Below are 18,643 nucleotides of genomic sequence, written 5' to 3' on the forward strand. Positions count from 1 at the left end.
CCTCCACCATACTCTGGTTTATATTATTTCTTTTAAGTGTTCTAAATAAATTTTCTGAAACTTTTCCAATTCTCCAAGTCCATGAAGATAAATATCTACCTTTATACCTTGCTTTTCAAGAATGCTCTTCCAGGAATCTTCTTCACCACACATGTCCTTTTGTGCATGATCTCCTGCTACCAGCATAAATGGTGCAAGTGTTACCTCTTTTATATTGTTTTCTTTAATCCAATTTAGTACATTTTCTATAGATGGATAACCTTCCACGGTTCCTATAAATACATTTTTATAGCCCTTATCCCAAAGAGAAGTTTGAAGTTCTGAATAGCAAGCATTTGAATAGTGATAAGACCCATGCCCCATAAAAACCACTGCTTTTTTTCCTTCTACTATATCCTTTACTACTTCTATTATGCTTTCATAGTCCTTGCGCTTATAAATAGCTGGTGTTCCTATTTTAATCTCTTTAAATAAACTTTTTCTTTTAAATTCTTCAGTGAGTTCCTTTAAAGCATTGTATTCACTGCCTGGTATTAAATGAAGTGGCTGCACATATACTACTTCATAACCTTCTTCATAAAGTTTTTCAAGTGCTTCTCCCGGTGTATCTACAAATATTCCGTCCCTATTTTTAAGGATTTTTATAACTACCTTTGAGGTAAACGCTCTCCTTACTTCATAATCCATATATTCATCTTTTATTTTCTTTTCTACAGCTTCTATCGTAAGCTTTCTAGTATCTGCATAAGTTGTTCCAAAACTAACAACAAGTATTGCTTTTTTCACTTTGTTCTCCTCCAGCTTAGGCATCCAAAAAATAATCGAAAGTTTTATTTCATATTTTCTTTAGGCTGCCTTAATATATTTCAACAGAATTTATAGCTTTTATATAACTATAACCTTCATCTATTGTAATTTGTGTTAACTTTAAATAATCTATTTTAAATTTAAAAAACTGCTCAGGTGCATTAAAAATTGAAGTAAGTGCACATCTTATAACTCCATCATGCGTAACGACTAGTATTTTGTCTTTCTCCTGTGATTTTTCTTCTATAAATTCCTTAGTTCTTTCAAAAACTTCCTTTAGGCTTTCACCTTTTGGTATTTTATAATTTACAAAATCCCTTTCCCATTCTTCGGCTTCTTTAGGGTAGTTTTTCAAAATTTCTCTATAGCTCAAATTTTCAAATACACCAAAATTTCTTTCTAAAAGCCTCTCATCAATTTCTCCCTTTACTCCGAGAAATTTTGCAGTTTCCCTTGTTCTTTTAAGTGGACTTATATAAATTCCATCAAAGTCAGCAGTTTTAATTAGTTCTGCTGCCTTTAGTGCTGCTTTTTTGCCTTCCAAGGTTAAAGATAAATCAAGTCTCCCATGATATACACCTCTTGTATTTCCTTCTGCTTCACCATGCCTTATAAAAACTATATCCATATTGATGCCACCATAAATGTAAACAAGCTTACTATTTCACATATTTCTATATTAGCTCCATAAACATCCCCTGTAAGTCCACCTATAGTTTTATAAGCTTTTAAAGTTATTAGTCCTGAAGTTATAAAGGCAATCCCTAAAGGTATTAAAAACTTTAACCCAAAACCAAATATTATAACTATCAGATAAATTATAAGTGCTGCATAAAAATACTTTTGAGGCTTACTATCAGAAAACATACTCCCCATACCTCCGGGTCTTGCGTTTTTCATATAAGCCATTAGCATAACTACAGTAAGTCTTGCATTTCCAGAGGCCAGCATAAGAGATGGTATAAACATTGAGGTTCTAAGCTTTGATATAATTACAAATTTAAGAAGTAAATCCATAACAACAGCAACAACTCCAAAAGTACCAGTTCTGCTGTCTTTCATTATTTCAAGCACCCTCTCCTTGCTTCTTCCAGAAAAGAATCCATCTGAAGTATCTGAAAGACCATCTATATGTAGTCCACCTGTTACAACCACTAAAGCAAGTACTGCAAAAACAGCTCCAATTTCATCTCCACCTAAAAGCCTCATATAGTATCCTACTATTCCTGCAATTAAACCTATAAGCATGCCAACATATGGGAAGAAAAAAGTTGCTTTTGAAAGGTTTTTCTTATTAAAATCTACAGATATATTTACGGGAATTCTTGTCAAAAATTGAAGTGCAGCAATAAGTCCCTTTATCATTTTAATTTAAGACTAATTCCGCAAAAAACCACATACACTTCATCTGAAAGCGCTGCAACTCTTTGGTTTACCCTTCCCGCAATATCTCTAAAAACCCTAGCAATATGGTTTTCAGGTACTATAGAACTCCCAACCTCGTTTGTTACCATAACAATATTTTTATCTGCACTTTTTTTAATAAGCTTTTCAATTATTTCTACAACCCTATCTTCTATATTTTTTTCAAGCTCACCGCTTATTCTTTCTAAATCTTTTGACATATCAAACATTACATTAGAGGTAAGCACGGTTATACAATCTAAAATATAATTTTCCTCACTGCCAACTGCTTTTTCTATATCATAAGTTCCTTCATAGGTTCTCCAAAAATCCGGTCTTCCACTTTTATGTTTTTTTACTCTTTCCTTCATCTCAACATCCTCTGCCCTTGATGTTGCAATATACACTACATCTTTTTTACCTTTATAAATATTTTCTGCAAAGGAACTTTTTCCGCTCCTTGCCCCACCCGTAACTAAAGTTATCATCTTATGTCCACATAATCCTTTGAATTAATCTCCGCTTCTTTAAAGGTTGGCATGTTATTTAGTGTATAAAGGGCAGCTTCAATTATTTGAAAGGCAAGTGGACAGCCAGAACCTTCTCCAAGTCTCATATGCAAATTTAGCATTGGCTCTAAACCTATTTCCTCCAGCATATATTTTGCTCCAGGCTCATCAGATAAATGTGATGGGAACATATAATCCTTTGCATATTTGTTTAGTCTTACAGCACACAATGCAGCCGCTAAAGCTATAAAGCCGTCAATTACAATTGGCTTTTTATTTTTTGCAGCTCCTAAAAAACATCCACAAAGTCCTGCAATATCAAAACCTCCGACTTTTGCTAAAACATCAATCACATCATTTTTATCTGGTGAATTTATACTTATAGCTTTTTTTATTATTTCTTTTTTATTTATAAATTGTGCTTCTGTTAAACCAGACCCTTTCCCCGTTGTTACCTCTACGGGTAGGCCTGATAGCACACTTAAAACCGCTGCACTTGTAGTTGTATTTCCTATTCCCATTTCTCCTGTTCCAAAAAGGTCACAGCCTTCTTTGCAAAGTTCATCTACAATTTCAATTCCGGCTTCAATAGCTTTAATAGCCTGCTTCCCTGTCATAGCTGGTTCTTTTGCGATATTCCTTGTACCCCTTGCAACTTTTTTGTCTATAATTTTAGGATTATGAAATACTGCATCTACGCCTATATCTACAACTGTTACTCCTGTATTTGTAAATTTAGATAAAATCATAACACCTGTAGCATCCTTAGTTAAATTATTTGTAAGCACTGCTGTACTACTTTTGGGGCACGTACTAACACCTTCTTCTACAACCCCATTATCTGCACACATTACTATGATATTTTTCTTTTTTATCTCATAATCAAATTTACCTGTAATACCTACTACCCTAGAAACTATATTTTCAAGAGTTCCTAAACTTCCAAGTGGCTTTGCTAAATTATCTATATTTTTCATAGCCAATTTTTCTTTTTCTTTATCACTTGGTTCTATTGAATTAAGACACTGATTTAATTTTTCCATTTTTAAACAAACACCTCCTAAAGCAAAAAAATAAACCCCGATATTCTCGGAGTTTTGTAAACAAATTAACACTTGTTGATAGACAAACTAATTTATTCAGAGTACAGATGACGGAGTACAGTGAAGGATGATTTTTTTCCACTTTGCTACAGAAAATCTAAAAACTTATTTTCTTTATTGCTGCGCAATCGCGCCATACATGGTGCTCAGCGAAGCTGACAACATTTAAGTTTAAGATTTACCTAAGCAGCGCGAAAGGTAAATCAACCTTAACTGTACTCCGTCATCTGTACTCTGATTTTTCATTTCTAATTTCTCTATTTGAACTGGTATGTCCATAATACTTTACCTCCCTCCGAGGCAATACTGTTATTTTAGGCAGGTCTCCTGACTCACGGATCATTCTCCTCCAACCTTCCCAGCAAAAATGCCAGTGGTAATTTTGGATTCGTTCCCGTATACAGTAGCGGGGGCTGCAGTGGATTTTCACCACTTTCCCATTTAAATATAAAATACCTAAAACCACTTTATTCAATTATAATTTAGATGTTACTATAGATTTAACCTTGCGTCAATAAATTATATTAGTCATTTTCAAGCTTAATATAGCTTATTGATTATCTTTTAAATGATTATACTCATTTAAAAAGCATTGTAAAATCGTAATTCTATCTTCAATATCTTGCTTCCAATTATCAAGTTGAATCAATCCAATATCAGTAATAGTATACACTTTTCTAGCTGGTCCAGAATTAGTTGTATCCCATGAAAATGTTACTGCTTTATCTTCTTCAAGTTTTTGTAGCGTACGATATATAGCACCAGTATCACATTGAAAATTGGGGAGTTTTTCTATAAGTGAAGTATATATAGCACCTCCATGAGAAGAATTTTCTGCTAATGCTAAGAGAATGAATGCTGGTAAATGGCGATGCTTGTTAGGCTTTTTGCTACTCATAACTATGCCTCCTTTCCGTATATAAAAATATTATACTGTTGTAAACAGTTATTTGCAAACAACATAGTAATATTATTGACATTATGGTAGACTTAGTTATATACTAATACTGTAATTAACAGTATAGTGTATGCAACACAAATCAATGATTTTATTTTTAAGGAGGAAATTTTATGTTTACAGTTGGCTTGTATATTGTTACGTTTATTCTTATGTTGGTATCTTTAATAAAGAGCCGTGAGAAAACTAAAATGGCAATAATAAAGGGATGGAAGTCTTTTGAAAATATATTGCCGCTATTTCTATCAATATTATTGATTATAGGAATCATATTTGCTGTGTTAAGTCCTCAAATTATATCAAAGTTAATTGGTCAACAGTCAGGGATAATTGGTATAGTATTTGCTGCAATAATTGGTTCATGCACAGTAATACCTGGTTTTGTAACTTTTCCATTGGCAGCTACATTATTGAAAAATGGAGCAGGAATGATTCAGATAATAGTATTTATATCAACATCTGTTATGGTCGGAGTTATTACCATTCCTGTTGAAATAAGGTATTTCAGAAGAAAAGTAACTTATCTTAGAAATTTTCTTGCAATTATATTTTCCTTTGCTATAGCTTTTGTGATGGGAGTGATATTAAAATGATAAAAATATTTAAAAGATATAAGATAGTAGCTGTTATATTAACGATTAACCTATTATTACTACTATTTAAACCTCAATTAGGTATAAATTCATTAAAAGGAACAGCAGATAATTTAAAAGAAATGCTTGGAATCATGCCGCCAATTTTTATTTTACTTGGACTTCTTGATATTTGGGTTGAAAAAGAAACAATGACAAAGCTTATGGGCGAAGGTTCAAATATTCGAGGTATTGCTATTGCTTTTCTACTTGGCTCTGTTGCAGCTGGACCATTATATGTTTCATTTCCTTTCGCAGGAATGTTGTTAAAAAAGGGTAGCAAATTATTTAATGTATTAATTTTCATAGGAGCATGGTCTGCTACCAAAATACCAATATCATTATTTGAAGCGTCTGTCATGGGATGGAGATTTATGGTTACTAGATATATTATTGATATACCTGCTATTGTTCTAATAGCATATATTATTGATAAAATTATTCCGCAAAACGAGAAGGAAAGTATTTATGAAAATGTTAAATCGCTTAAATAAAAGATTCATGCATAATATTAATATAGAAATTTGGAAGGTTGATTAAGATGAAAGTATTGGTTAGTGCCTGTATTACAGGATGCAACTGCAAATATAATGGCGGAAACAATTTAAATCCAAAAGTTGTAGAATTTCTAAAGGACAAAGAAATAATTGAAATTTGTCCTGAAATCTTAGCGGGAATGAGTATTCCAAGAGCTTCTGCTGAAATAGTAGATGGATATGTTACTGAATGTAATGGTCAGAATGTTCATAAAGAATATGAAAAAGGTGTTGAACTAGCATTAGAGAGTATAAAAGATGAAAATATTGATTTAGCAGTTCTACAGTCAAGAAGTCCTACTTGTGGAGTTAATAAAATATATGATGGAAATTTTAATGGAAAATTAATTAAAGGCAATGGATTATTTGCCAAAGCATTAATTGAAAGAGGCTATGAAGTAATTGATTCAGAAGATGTTTAAAAGAATTACGTTCGCCTTATTATATTAAGAATTGCCCAATAGAAATTATATTTTTTAATAATTATTATTGACAACATAAAAATATAGCTATAAAATGTAAATAGAAAACCCGAGTTAATTAGTCGGATTTGTTTTATAAAGGCAATTTTGATTTTCAAGCGGTTTATCTCTATAAAGTCAGGAGTGAATTTTATGTTAGAAAAACTTTTAGAAATAAATAACATACATGCAGAAGCAGATAAAAAAGAAATACTTACAGGTCTTAACTTAACAGTAAATAAAGGTGAAATCCATGTAATTATGGGACCCAACGGAGCTGGAAAGTCTACTCTTATGAACGTAATTATGGGTCATCCTAAATATAAAGTAACAGATGGTTCCATTAATTTTGAAGGCGACGACATAACAAAATTAAAAACTAATGAAAGAGCTAACAAAGGAATATTTCTTTCCTTTCAAAATCCAGAAGAAGTTCCAGGAATAACTGTAGAAAGCTTACTTAGAGGTGCAAGAACAGAACGCTCTGGAAAACCAATAAAACTCATGGCTTTTCGAAAAGAATTAAGAGAAAAAATGGCTCTTCTAGAAATGAAGGAAAGCTACGCTGAAAGATATTTAAATGTAGGTTTCTCTGGCGGAGAGAAGAAGAAAAATGAAATAATACAAATGTTAATGCTAAACCCAAAGCTTGCTATACTTGACGAAACAGATTCTGGTCTTGATGTAGATGCGGTTAAGATAGTTTCAAAGGGAATAAGCGAGTTTAAGAACGAAAATAATTCTATACTTATAATAACCCACAACAGCAAAATACTTCAATATTTAAAACCTGATTTTGTTCATGTACTTTTGGATGGAAAAATAGTAAAAACAGGAGACGCTTCCTTGATGGAGGAAATAAACACAAAAGGTTTTGCTTCATTTAGAGAAATGGTATAAGGAGGTTTACTAATGAGCAGCGAAAAAACTTATATAGATGATCTCGAAAGAGGCGTATATGATATAAAAAATGAAGATAGATACAGCTATAAGGTAAACAAAGGCTTGACGGAAGATACCATAAGAAAAATATCAAAAGAAAAAAATGATCCTCAGTGGATGCTTGATTTCAGGCTTAAAGCACTTGAAACATACAATAAAACACCAATGCCAACCTGGGGCCCCTCTTTAGAAGAACTTGATATGGATAACATAGTAACTTACGTAAGACCAGATACAGATATGAAAGGTAATTGGAAGGATGTCCCTGATGACATAAAGGATACCTTTGAAAAGCTTGGTATACCAAAGGCTGAAAGAGAATCGCTTGCTGGTGTTGGAGCCCAATACGATTCAGAGGTTGTGTACCACAGCATAAAAGAGGAATTAGTTAAACAAGGCGTAATATACACAGACATGGAATCAGCTATAAAACAGTATGAGCCTATAGTTAAAGAATATTTTATGAAGCTCGTTCCACCAAGTGACCACAAATTTGTAGCACTGCATGGTGCTGTATGGTCTGGAGGTTCTTTTGTATATGTACCTGAAGGCATTAACGTAGATATACCTCTTCAGTCCTATTTTAGACTCAATTCTCCGGGAGCAGGTCAATTTGAACATACCCTTATAATAGTTGAAAAAGGAGCAAAGCTTCACTTTATAGAAGGCTGTTCTGCACCAAAATACAATGTAACAAATCTTCATGCGGGCTGTGTTGAACTTTACGTAAAAGAAGGTGCTACTTTAAGATATTCAACTATAGAAAATTGGTCTAAAAATATGCTTAATTTAAACACTAAACGTGCTTTGGTTGAAAAAAATGGAACAATTGAATGGATATCTGGCTCTTTCGGCTCAAAAAAATCCATGCTTTATCCTATGAGTATATTAAAAGGTGAAGGTGCAAAATCCGAATTTACTGGAGTAACCTTTGCAGGAAAAGGACAATTTTTGGATACAGGTACAAAAGTAGTTCACGCTGCCCCTTATACATCTTCAACAGTAAATTCAAAGTCAATCTCCAAAGGTGATGGTACTGCAATTTACAGAGGTTCAGTTAAAGTTTTGCCAAATGCTCATCATTCAAAATCAACAGTTTCCTGTGAATCTTTAATGCTTGATGATATATCTCGTTCAGATACAATCCCAGCTCTTGATATACAAAATGATGAAGTAGATATAGGTCATGAAGCAAAAATAGGAAGAATAAGCGATGATGCAATATTTTATCTAATGTCAAGGGGAATAAGCGAAGAAGAAGCAAGAGCAATGATAGTAAGAGGATTTGTTGAACCTATATCCAAAGAACTTCCTCTTGAATATGCAGTTGAAATGAATAGACTTATAAATCTTGAACTTAACGGAAACATAGGATAGGCGGTGATGCAGTTATGATTAATACTTTAAATAAAATAAATAACATTCCAATGAGAACTTGGAGATGGCTTGGTGTCAATAATGTAACTGTTGATGAAGCCCTGCCACAATCAAAAGAATACAATTTAAATATACTAGGTGAAACTGAAAACAATGAAGTTAAGATAAAATTAATGAGCAAAAATATTTCCTCAGAATTTATTCCTTCAAAATACGAAGGTTTAAATGAAGCTTCTCTTGAGCAGTGCAAAAATAGTTACAATACGGGGATTTATGTTAATTCTATTATTGATAAAAAAGCGTCAAGACCTATATTTATAAATTATAAGGCTGATGAAGAAAACAATTTAATAATAGATAATAATTTGATAATCGCCGAAGAAAACAGCGAATTGACTGTAGTTATAAATTATAACTCCAAAGTTCCTGCCTTTCATAATGGACTTACTCAAATTTATGCAAAGAAAGGTTCAATTGTAAATCTAATAAAAATACAGGAATTTTCAGATACTAGTACTCACCTTGATGCAAACCTAGCTCAAGCAGAAGATAATGCTGTTGTAAACTATACAGAAGTAACCTTAGGCAGTCAATACAGCATTACAAATTATAAAGCAGACTTAAAAGGTTATAAAAGCATCGGAAATATAGAAACAATTTACCTAGGCGATAAAGAACGAAACTTAGATATAAATTATCTTATAAATCATTATGGAAAAGAAACTCGAAGTGATATAGAAGCTAGAGGCGCACTTCTTGATGAAAGTAAAAAAGTATTTAAAGGAACTCTTGATTTTAAAAAAGGTTCTAATAAATCAAAGGGCAAAGAAGAAGAATACACTATTCTTTTAAGTCCTAAGGTAACAAACAAATCTGTTCCAATACTTCTATGTACCGAAGAAGATGTTGATGGTCAGCATGCAGCAAGTTCTGGACGAATAGATGAAAACAGATTATTTTATATAATGAGCAGAGGTTTTAGTGAAGCTGAGGCAAAAAAACTTATTATAGAAGCAACTTTTAATCCTATAATAGATAAAATTCCTTCAGAAGAATTAAAAACTAGTATTTCTAATAGTATTAGGAGGAAACTTTCCGATGAATAAATATATAGAAGATTTTCCAGCATTAAATCAAGAATTCAATGGACACAGGTTTGTATATTTGGATAATGCAGCAACTACTCAAAAACCCGTTTCTGTTATAAATGCTATAGATGATTATTATAGAAAAAACAATGCCAATCCACATAGAGGTGCTTATGCTCTAAGTGTAAAAGCAACAGAACTTTATGAAGGTGCTAGAGAAGTGGTTCGTGATTTCATAGGCGCAGAAAAAAGCAAAGAAATAGTATTTGTACGAAATGCCACAGAAGCTCTCAATCTTATAGCTTTTTCCTACGGACTTACTTTTTTAAACCCTGGAGATGAAATTGTAATTTCCATAGCAGAGCACCATTCAAATTTAGTTCCCTGGCAGCAAGTAGCCAAAGCTAAAGGAGCCGAGCTTAAATATTTATATCTAAATGAAGAAGGTATAATACCAAAGGAAGAAATTGAAAGCAAAATAACTTCAAACACAAAAATAGTCTCTGTAACACAGGTTTCAAATGTACTTGGTACAATAAATCCCGTCAAAGAAATAATAGAAAAGGCTCACAGCGTTGGTGCTATTGCTATTGTTGATATGGCTCAAAGTGTTCCTCATATGAAGGTAGATGTTACTTCCTTAGATGCAGACTTTGCAGTTTTTTCAGGACATAAAATGCTTGCCCCTATGGGAATAGGTGTATTATACGGAAAAGAAGCTTTACTTGAAAAAATGCCACCCTTCCTTTGCGGTGGTGACATGATTGAATACGTATGGGAGCAGAAAACTACCTTCGCTGAAGTTCCACAAAAATTTGAAGCAGGTACTCAAAATGTTGGTGGTGCAGTTGGTCTTACAGAAGCTATTAAGTATATAAATAAAGTTGGCATTGAAACAATTGAAGCCATCGAGAAAGAACTCACAAGCTATGCTCTTGAAAAATTAAGTGAAATACCTCATATCACAATTTATGGAACAAAGGATGCAGCAAAAAAAGCAGGTGTAATATCCTTTAATATAGATGATGTTCACCCGCACGATGTTGCAACAATACTTGATTCCTACGGCATTGGCATTAGAACAGGACATCACTGTGCAAATCCTCTTATGCGTTACATGCAAGTAAATGCAACCTGCAGAGCGAGCTTTTATTTTTACAACACAAAAGAAGATATTGATGACTTAGCTAATGGATTAAAAAATGTAAGGAAGTGGTTAGGCTATGGATCTTAATTCTATATACACAGAAATAATAACAGAACACAATGCTTCAAAGCACAATAAGCATGAACTTGAAGGTGCCAACATAGTTGAAAATGGTCACAATCCAAGCTGTGGAGATGAAATTACCCTTCAACTTAAGGTAAATAACGGCATAATAGAAGATGCATCTTTCACAGGAGTTGGCTGTGCTATTTCCCAGGCTTCTACTTCTATTATGATTGATCTTATAAAAGGTAAAACCGTTGAAGAAGCCAAAGAGCTTACTCACACCTTCATAGGAATGATAAAAAGAGAAATAACAGACGAAAAAGAACTTGAAGCACTTGAAGATGCCCTAGCCTTTAAAAATGTTTCAAACATGCCTGCTAGAGTAAAATGTGCAGTGCTTGCTTGGCATACTTTGGATGAGTGTATAAAATAAATTGGCTATTTTTAAAAGAATATTGATATGAGCTTATGACATTAATGGACTCTAAGAATTGCTCGTTTATAATTTGCTACCCATTTAGATGCATCATCCTGATGCCTAAATGGCTTTGACCGTCCTAGTCAAAATTACGCAAATTATAAACGAGCAATCCTAAGAGTCCATAAAAGCCAACACATCATAGAAACATTCTTTTAAAAATAGCCGAAAATACTAAAGGAATCTATTTTTGTTACTGGTAAACCCCTATTTTATACTGATTGTATACATTTTGAGAATAGTACTTTGGATCACCTGCAAGCCATGAATCAGATCTTAAATATGGTTCTACTCTTACATAATAGTTCCCCTCAGGCAAATTCACTTGTTCTTTTAAATCCTGTTGAAGACCATTTGATGTAAAAGTTTTAATTTCTTTATTATATTCATCTAAAACAGTTATCTTCCATATACCATCTAAATCCCCATTAAATTTATCATGTGAAAATTCTACATTAAAATCCCCTTCATTTTTCACAGAAAAACTATAATAATCATCATCCGTTAATGTATTAGAATTCCCCATATACATTTCATTTAAATTTATGTTAGTTGCTTTATCCAAACTATCATTAGATTCCTTTTCATAATTATCAGATTTAGTATAGTTTACAGTTAAATTATAAGGAACATCTAAAATATTTTTCGAATAATACTTTGGATTACCGGCAAGCCATGAATCGGACCTTAAATACGGTTCCACCTTTATATAATAATTGCCTTTTGAAAGCCCAAGATATCTATTTATATTTGTATCTACTCCATTTGAAATCAATGTCATAAATACATTTTTACTTTCATCCATAACAGTTATTTTCCAATCACCATCTGTTTCTCCTACAAATTTGTCATGTGCAAAATTCACATTAATATATCCGTCTTCGTTAACTTGTATTTCATAATAATCATCATCTGTAACTGAACTTGAATATCCTGTGTACTGCTGATTTAAATTTATAACTTGAGCACCCATCATGTCATCATCTGGTTCCTGCTCAAAATATTCAGATTTAGTAAAATCTACAGAAACGCTGTACGGAACCTTTAAAACATAAGTCGAATAATATTGAGGATTACCAATCAGCCATGAATCAGACACTCTAAAATATGGTTCTACAATAACATTATACTTTCCCTTTTTTAATCCTAATGGAGTAATAGTTTTATCTTCAATTCCATTTACATATATTTCTTTTATAGTAGTTGTTTCATCTTCGTCAGTAACCCTTATATCCCATACTGCATCAGTTTCTCCAACTAATTTATTGTGATTAAATGTGATGTTAATATTTCCATCTTCAGATAATTCTATAGGATACTTGTCCCCATCTTTAAGAGAAGCACAGGTGTTAGTTTTATTTAATAAATTTTCCGTTTGATTGGAGATAGTAGCGCTTACAGTATTAAAATACTTACAATATTTTTTACCATTGCTTAAAAAAATCTTAATGCAATATCTTGAATTAAAATCATAATTGTTTACTGGTATTATTTTTATTTTGTTTGTATCAAGTTTTTTAATTTCAACTGGAATATATGTATTATCTTTTTCTATGACAATTCCATCTATTTTGTCATTTTGAACTTCATCAGAAAAATTTACCACAAATTCCTTGTTTACTGGTACATTACTTACCTCATCCAATGTTATCCAGTTACTATCACTAGTTGCTGCCTTAGAGCTTACAAATGGAATATTTATAACTAATAAAAATACTATATAAAATATGCTTGCCGTCATTATTCCATTCTTTAGATTTTTTTTCATAATTAATTTTGTCCCCCTTTATTTTTAATGTAAAATTAGTATTATACTTAATATTCTACATCAAGATGTATATTCCTCCATATAATTACACAAAAATATATAAAAAATAAGAGCATGCACAAATTAAAACTTATGCATGTTCTTATAATCATTTTGAATAATTACTTGCAACTTTATCCTTATCTCTAACAATATGAAAAAATAGTTCTTCATGACTTGGTTATTCATACCTGTGTAAAATTCTATTTCGCATTAAACGTGATTTTTGAACAAAAATATGTACCTCTTAATCAATCTGATAACAAATCAACCTTCCTAAAATAAATAAAATTTTCATTTTCCCTATAAACCCAATCAGTTTCGTCGCAAAACTTTTCAAATTCTTTTTTATTATCATTACAATATATAAGCTTTCCATCATTCAAGATATTGATTTTAATAAACATATCCAAATTATCACTTTTTAAATCTATAACATCTATTTCTCTTTTTAAAAATTTTTCTAAAAATAACTCTATATCTAAAATATTATCTAGCTTTAACTTATTCTCACTTAAAACAGCTATATCAACATCTGAAAATTCATTAAATTCATTATTACAAATACTGCCAAAAATAATAACAGTAGAAATACCAAACTTACTTATAAAATCACTAAACTCAGATGAATTAAGCTTATTTAATATATTACGCTTTTCATCTACAATACTCATACTATCACCACTTTTTTATTTATATATATATTATACAGTATTTCTTCTGTCCATTTAAACAAAATTTATTCACTACTTTAAGATTCCTTAATTAATAAAAGAACAAGCGCAACATTTTATTATAGGTTTATGCTATTATAAATGTAGATAGAAATACATCTCTAAGAGGCGATTTAAATTGAAAAAGCTAATAATAGTGAATGGACCCATGGGCGTAGGTAAAACTGCCACTTGTAAAAAACTAAACAAAGAGCTTCAAAATTCAGTATGGCTTGACGGAGACTGGTGCTGGATGATGAATCCTTTTATAGCCAATGAGGAAAACAAATTAATGGTCGAAAAAAATATTACATATCTATTAAGAAGCTTTTTAACTAATTCTAATTTTGACTATGTAATATTCAACTGGGTAATACATTTAGAAGAAATATTTGATTTAATTTTAAACAAATTAAATGATTTAGAATTTGAAGTAATAAAAATAACCCTTATGTGCAATGAAAAAAGCTTAAAGAGAAGAATATCAATAGACGTAGCAAATGGCCTAAGAGACGAAGAATGTATAAATAGAAGTTTAGAGCGCATACCTCTATATAAAAATATGAACACTATAAAAATTGATACAAGTGAAATCTCCACTGATGAAGTTGTAAAAAAAATAAAGGAAATAACTAGAAACCGTTAGCAACTAAAGTTTGGAGGTTGGACGTAATTTTCGAGCATGAAATTAAACTCTAAAATCAACTTTTGGAGTTTCAGCACTTGCAGTTCCTATATTACACAACTCCTGCAGTACTTTTGCAAAAAGCTCGTACAATTCTTTAAGCCTTTCAATATCCCTTATAACTCCAATAACTTCAAAATAGAGTTCATCAACATCATCTGTAAAATGTTTTTTACCTCTACCACCATTACCTTTTATCTGAAGATTACTATGTTGCTGATTTTCCATCAAACTTCTTATGCTTTCATTTTCAAACAATAATTTTATTTTTTCTTCATTGTTGCTTTTTATTACAAAAGTATCATCAAATTCTTTATACCCAATACTAATATCCTTCATACCTAACATTTTTCCCATTTCGCTAAAAACTCCACTTCTATATATCCTAAAATAAAAGTTATCTAAATTTACAAAAGTGGCTCTCATCCTAGTATGCGTAATTGATGATTTTCCTGTAGATACTGTATAGGTATCCAATATAACAAGCCAATTATCTACATATGCTTCAACTTTATCTCCTCTCCGAAGAACTCCTTGTACATAATTACCTTTAATTTCTTCTGCGAACTTTTTCCAAACCTCTCTTTTACTAGTTCCAAATAACTCCATATATTTCACTCCTCCATTAAAATATATGGCACATTTGTTTTGTTCAAATGTGCCATTAAGCAAATCAAAAAAATTTCGTAATCATAAAAACCAAATACTAATACTTTACATTCAGCTTCTCATCTTTAAACCAACTAAATTTAATTTGTGTGAAAAAGTTTTTTCTATAATTCCAGACAATTTATGGTAATTAACAGAAAACAATATTCCAATTAACATCTCTAAAGAAAAAATCAAATTTGCATTCAAACCAAATAACGGTATCAAAACTACTGCCACTATCATTAAAAGCCAAATTATAATATTACAAAATGCTTTTTCTACATATCTATTAATAAAACTTATACCTAGCATTAAAAAATAAGAAAGAATTAAAACAACTAACCATCTTAATAAAACATTATTAGTGAATGGTGCAAATACTTTTATAGCTAGCAAATGCACATACAAAAATAACAAAGAATTTTTTCCAAAATATAATATTGGATTATTTAAACTCTTAAATTTTATTGTCCTTGAAATATAAAAAACTATGCTCATTATAAAAATACTAACACCAAAATAGCCAGCAGACATATTAAATTTATTTGAAAAATCCACTTTCGTAACCATTGAAGCTAAAATAAACACTGCAAATGTAAAACTTCCTATTAATAAATTTAGCTTTTTATCTATTCTGTATAAGAAAATTCCAAAGAACACCATAGATATCCATGGAAATACAGGAAATACAGCTGGTGCGAATAAAAAATCTTTTACTGGGAATGTAGGTATTTTTGATGTTATAAAATAATGTATAAGAAACACTGCTATTGAAGCAACTAAATAAAATGTTTTACTTGGTTTTATACTTTTTTCAATCAATACTATAATAATAACCGCCATAGCCATCATTTGCAGTATATCGCACAAACTACTGCTATAAATATTGGCTCTCCATATGCCAATGTAAGATACCCCCAGCAATCCAAATATTAAATAAGCTGGAATAATTACTTTTATAGATTTTTTAGCCTGAAAAACCGAAGATGTTATTCCTGAAACAGCAAAAAAAAGTACTGGAGCTGTTCCTCCAAAAAAAGCTAATAGTCCAAAAACACCACCAACAGCTGATTTTCCAACAGTAACTAAGGTTATTGCATGTATTAATATCATAAATATACACGCAATTCCTTTAATACAATCCAATGAATAATCTCTTTCCTTCAAAATGAATCCCCCATTTCTTTTTAACATATAGATAGGCAACTTGAAACAGGTAAATTATACATACCAAGTTTATCCTGACAAATTACAATTTAACTCAGAGTACAAAGTACAGAGTACAGAGTACAATGAAGGACGATTTTTCTCCGTTATCACTGCGAAAAATCTGAAAACTTATTTTTTTATTGCTGCGCAATTGCGCCATAGATGGCGCTCAGCGAAGCTGACACCATTTAAGTTTAAGATTTGCCTAAGCAAAGCGAAAGGTAAATCATCATTCACTGTACTCCGTACTCTGTCATCTGTACTCTGCTCGACAAATTGTAATTTTTCAAATCGCTTATCTATATATACTCTTTAAAATATATTTTTCTGTCACTTTAAATGTAATTAATGTATAAAATCTTAATACTCTGCTATAATCTATAGTGAAACTGTCGCGAAATTTAGACTATTTATGTTCCAAGAATACAAGTCGTATAGCGGATTATATTACATATATATTTTGTAGCTACGCTAGTTTCACTAAAGAATTATCGAGGTGATGGCAATGGAAAAACATTTTAATACTACCGGACTTTGTGTTCCAAGAAAACATTATATGGTTAATATAGATAACAAAATAAAACAAATAAAAAAACTTATTGATAGAGAAAGTTATTTTGTAATTAACAGACCAAGACAATATGGAAAGACTACTACCTTAAATCAAATAAAAAATCATTTAAAAAATGAATATGTAGTTATTTCTATTAGTTTTGAAGGAATTGGAGATTTAATTTTTACAGACGAAAAACTATTTTGCCCCAATGTATTAGATATTATGGCTGATGCCTTAGAAATATCGGATGATGAAAAAGCTAAAACGCTAAGAGAGTTATCTAAAAAGGTATCAAGTTTAAAAGAGCTGTCTAAAGCAATAACTAAGTTTGTAAATTCCTCTCTCAAAGAAGTTATTCTTTTAATAGACGAGGTAGATAAATCTTCTAATAACCAGCTATTTTTAAGCTTTTTAGGCATGCTTAGGAACAAATATTTACTTAGAAATGCAGAGCAAGATTGTACTTTTAAATCTGTAATTTTAGCTGGTGTTCATGACGTAAAAAACTTAAAGCTTAAAATAAGAAATGAAGAAATCTCAAAATATAATTCACCTTGGAATATAGCAGTTAATTTTAATATTGATTTAAGCTTTAATTCATCTGAAATAGAAACTATGCTAGAGGATTATGCCACTTGCAATAAGCTTTCTATGAATTTAAAGAAACTTTCCGAGAGAATTTATTATTTTACTGAAGGATATCCATTTTTAGTAAGCCGAATCTGTCAAATTATTGATGAAGATTTTTATGCGGATGAAAAACGGTCTTGGACCATTAAAGATATAGATAGAGCTGTAAAAAATATTATTGCCGAAGTTAACACATTATTTGAAAGTTTAGTTAAAAATTTAGAAAATAATTCAGATTTATATGACCTTGCACACAGAATTTTAGTTAAAGGGGAAAACATACCTTTTAATGCCTTAAATCCACTTATCAATCTAGGTTTAACTTATGGATTTTTTAAAGAAGAAAACGGAAGTGTTGCTATAAGCAATAAAATATTTGAGGAAATAATTTATAATTATATGCTTTCAAAAATGATTACTAAAACAAGGGATATAGATAATTACAATTTCAAATACAATTTTATAGAAGAAAACGGAAGCTTAAACTTTCCAAAAATTCTAAGTAGATTTCAGCAGTTCATTAAAGAACAATACTCTATAAAAGATTTAAACTTTATCGAAAACAATGGAAGACTTCTTTTTCTTGCCTTTGTAAAACCTATAATAAACGGAATTGGCTTTGATTTTAAAGAAGTTCAAATTTCTGAAGAAAAACGTCTAGACCTTGTTATTACTTATAATAATTTTAAATATATTGTTGAACTAAAACTATGGCGTGGAAAAGAATATCATGAAAAGGGCATTAAGCAATTATGTGATTATCTTGATATTAACGGACTAGATGAAGGATATTTAGTTATATTTAATTTTAATAAAAATAAGGAATATAAAGAAGAAAGTATTGAAATTGGTGGTAAAAATATAGTTGCTGTTTATGTTTAAAG

General features: G+C 30.9%; 20 protein-coding genes and 1 riboswitch. Of the genes, 10 read left to right on the forward strand and 10 right to left on the reverse strand.

The features are described 5' to 3' along the window. Window positions 1-18: 18 nt before the first annotated feature. From CUEA01_RS12445 to CUEA01_RS12470, 6 genes are all read right to left on the reverse strand, one after another. Entirely contained in the window at window positions 19-786 is a 768-nt protein-coding gene (locus tag CUEA01_RS12445) for a sirohydrochlorin cobaltochelatase (RefSeq protein WP_234121930.1), read from the reverse strand. A 70-nt stretch (window positions 787-856) separates the two neighbouring features. After that, on the reverse strand, window positions 857-1,435 hold the full coding sequence (locus tag CUEA01_RS12450) for a histidine phosphatase family protein (RefSeq protein WP_234121931.1): 579 nt from the start codon (window positions 1,433-1,435) through the stop codon (window positions 857-859). After that, window positions 1,426-2,172 carry an adenosylcobinamide-GDP ribazoletransferase gene (cobS, locus tag CUEA01_RS12455; RefSeq protein WP_234121932.1) on the reverse strand — a complete coding sequence of 249 codons (747 nt, stop codon included), beginning with the start codon at window positions 2,170-2,172 and terminating at the stop codon, window positions 1,426-1,428. The genes CUEA01_RS12450 and cobS overlap by 10 nt, the downstream gene beginning before the upstream one ends. Next, window positions 2,169-2,699: a bifunctional adenosylcobinamide kinase/adenosylcobinamide-phosphate guanylyltransferase gene (cobU, locus tag CUEA01_RS12460; RefSeq protein ID WP_234121933.1), complete on the reverse strand. Its 531-nt coding sequence runs from the start codon at window positions 2,697-2,699 to the stop codon at window positions 2,169-2,171. Before cobU ends, cobS begins: the two co-directional genes overlap by 4 nt. After that, window positions 2,696-3,763 (reverse strand): nicotinate-nucleotide--dimethylbenzimidazole phosphoribosyltransferase, encoded by a 1,068-nt coding sequence (cobT, locus tag CUEA01_RS12465; protein WP_234121934.1) that lies wholly within the window; start codon window positions 3,761-3,763, stop codon window positions 2,696-2,698. Before cobT ends, cobU begins: the two co-directional genes overlap by 4 nt. A 360-nt stretch (window positions 3,764-4,123) precedes the next feature. Continuing rightward, window positions 4,124-4,298: riboswitch (cobalamin riboswitch) on the reverse strand. 75 nt (window positions 4,299-4,373) lie between these two features. After that, entirely contained in the window at window positions 4,374-4,721 is a 348-nt protein-coding gene (locus CUEA01_RS12470) for a PadR family transcriptional regulator (protein ID WP_234121935.1), read from the reverse strand. A gap of 173 nt (window positions 4,722-4,894) precedes the next feature. Here CUEA01_RS12470 and CUEA01_RS12475 point away from each other — a divergent pair, with 173 nt between their 5' ends. The 8 genes from CUEA01_RS12475 (at window position 4,895) to sufU (ending at window position 11,463) form a co-directional block, all read left to right on the forward strand. Continuing rightward, window positions 4,895-5,374, forward strand: coding sequence for a permease (locus tag CUEA01_RS12475; RefSeq protein ID WP_234121936.1), 480 nt, complete (start codon window positions 4,895-4,897; stop codon window positions 5,372-5,374). Next, complete coding sequence (locus CUEA01_RS12480) at window positions 5,371-5,907, forward strand: permease (RefSeq protein ID WP_234121937.1); 537 nt, start codon at window positions 5,371-5,373, stop codon at window positions 5,905-5,907. Before CUEA01_RS12475 ends, CUEA01_RS12480 begins: the two co-directional genes overlap by 4 nt. Before the next feature lie 47 nt (window positions 5,908-5,954). Beyond that, window positions 5,955-6,371: a DUF523 domain-containing protein gene (locus CUEA01_RS12485; protein WP_234121938.1), complete on the forward strand. Its 417-nt coding sequence runs from the start codon at window positions 5,955-5,957 to the stop codon at window positions 6,369-6,371. 192 nt (window positions 6,372-6,563) lie between these two features. After that, the gene (gene sufC / locus CUEA01_RS12490; protein ID WP_234121939.1) at window positions 6,564-7,310 is read left to right on the forward strand and encodes a Fe-S cluster assembly ATPase SufC; all 747 of its coding nucleotides are present in this window, start codon (window positions 6,564-6,566) and stop codon (window positions 7,308-7,310) included. A gap of 12 nt (window positions 7,311-7,322) precedes the next feature. Then, complete coding sequence (gene sufB, locus CUEA01_RS12495) at window positions 7,323-8,729, forward strand: Fe-S cluster assembly protein SufB (protein ID WP_234121940.1); 1,407 nt, start codon at window positions 7,323-7,325, stop codon at window positions 8,727-8,729. Window positions 8,730-8,743: 14 nt separating this feature from the next. Further along, window positions 8,744-9,835, forward strand: coding sequence for a Fe-S cluster assembly protein SufD (gene sufD / locus CUEA01_RS12500; protein WP_234121941.1), 1,092 nt, complete (start codon window positions 8,744-8,746; stop codon window positions 9,833-9,835). After that, window positions 9,828-11,051 (forward strand): cysteine desulfurase, encoded by a 1,224-nt coding sequence (locus CUEA01_RS12505; protein ID WP_234121942.1) that lies wholly within the window; start codon window positions 9,828-9,830, stop codon window positions 11,049-11,051. The genes sufD and CUEA01_RS12505 overlap by 8 nt, the downstream gene beginning before the upstream one ends. After that, a complete protein-coding gene (gene sufU, locus CUEA01_RS12510) occupies window positions 11,041-11,463 on the forward strand; it encodes a Fe-S cluster assembly sulfur transfer protein SufU (protein ID WP_234121943.1) in 423 nt (140 codons plus the stop codon). Before CUEA01_RS12505 ends, sufU begins: the two co-directional genes overlap by 11 nt. 238 nt (window positions 11,464-11,701) lie before the next feature. Here the strand turns inward: sufU and CUEA01_RS12515 are convergent, their stop codons facing one another. Together CUEA01_RS12515 and mntA are read right to left on the reverse strand one after the other, a co-directional pair. After that, a complete protein-coding gene (locus CUEA01_RS12515; RefSeq protein ID WP_234121944.1) occupies window positions 11,702-13,276 on the reverse strand; it encodes a hypothetical protein in 1,575 nt (524 codons plus the stop codon). Window positions 13,277-13,566: 290 nt separating this feature from the next. Then, on the reverse strand, window positions 13,567-13,989 hold the full coding sequence (gene mntA / locus CUEA01_RS12520; RefSeq protein ID WP_234121945.1) for a type VII toxin-antitoxin system MntA family adenylyltransferase antitoxin: 423 nt from the start codon (window positions 13,987-13,989) through the stop codon (window positions 13,567-13,569). Between the two features lie 178 nt (window positions 13,990-14,167). On the opposite strand from mntA, the gene CUEA01_RS12525 reads away from it, so the two are divergent. Then, on the forward strand, window positions 14,168-14,674 hold the full coding sequence (locus CUEA01_RS12525; protein WP_268906161.1) for an AAA family ATPase: 507 nt from the start codon (window positions 14,168-14,170) through the stop codon (window positions 14,672-14,674). 42 nt (window positions 14,675-14,716) lie between these two features. On the opposite strand, the gene CUEA01_RS12530 is transcribed toward CUEA01_RS12525, so the two are convergent. Next, window positions 14,717-15,322 carry a DUF3137 domain-containing protein gene (locus tag CUEA01_RS12530; RefSeq protein ID WP_234121946.1) on the reverse strand — a complete coding sequence of 202 codons (606 nt, stop codon included), beginning with the start codon at window positions 15,320-15,322 and terminating at the stop codon, window positions 14,717-14,719. Between the two features lie 111 nt (window positions 15,323-15,433). Further along, on the reverse strand, window positions 15,434-16,531 hold the full coding sequence (locus CUEA01_RS12535; RefSeq protein ID WP_234121947.1) for a heparan-alpha-glucosaminide N-acetyltransferase domain-containing protein: 1,098 nt from the start codon (window positions 16,529-16,531) through the stop codon (window positions 15,434-15,436). 547 nt (window positions 16,532-17,078) lie between these two features. Here CUEA01_RS12535 and CUEA01_RS12540 point away from each other — a divergent pair. Next, a complete protein-coding gene (locus CUEA01_RS12540) occupies window positions 17,079-18,641 on the forward strand; it encodes a GxxExxY protein (RefSeq protein WP_234121948.1) in 1,563 nt (520 codons plus the stop codon). The last annotated feature ends 2 nt before the right edge of the window (window positions 18,642-18,643 follow it).

The organism is Clostridium hydrogenum (genome assembly GCF_021432385.1).
GTDB lineage: Bacteria > Bacillota > Clostridia > Clostridiales > Clostridiaceae > Clostridium_S > Clostridium_S hydrogenum.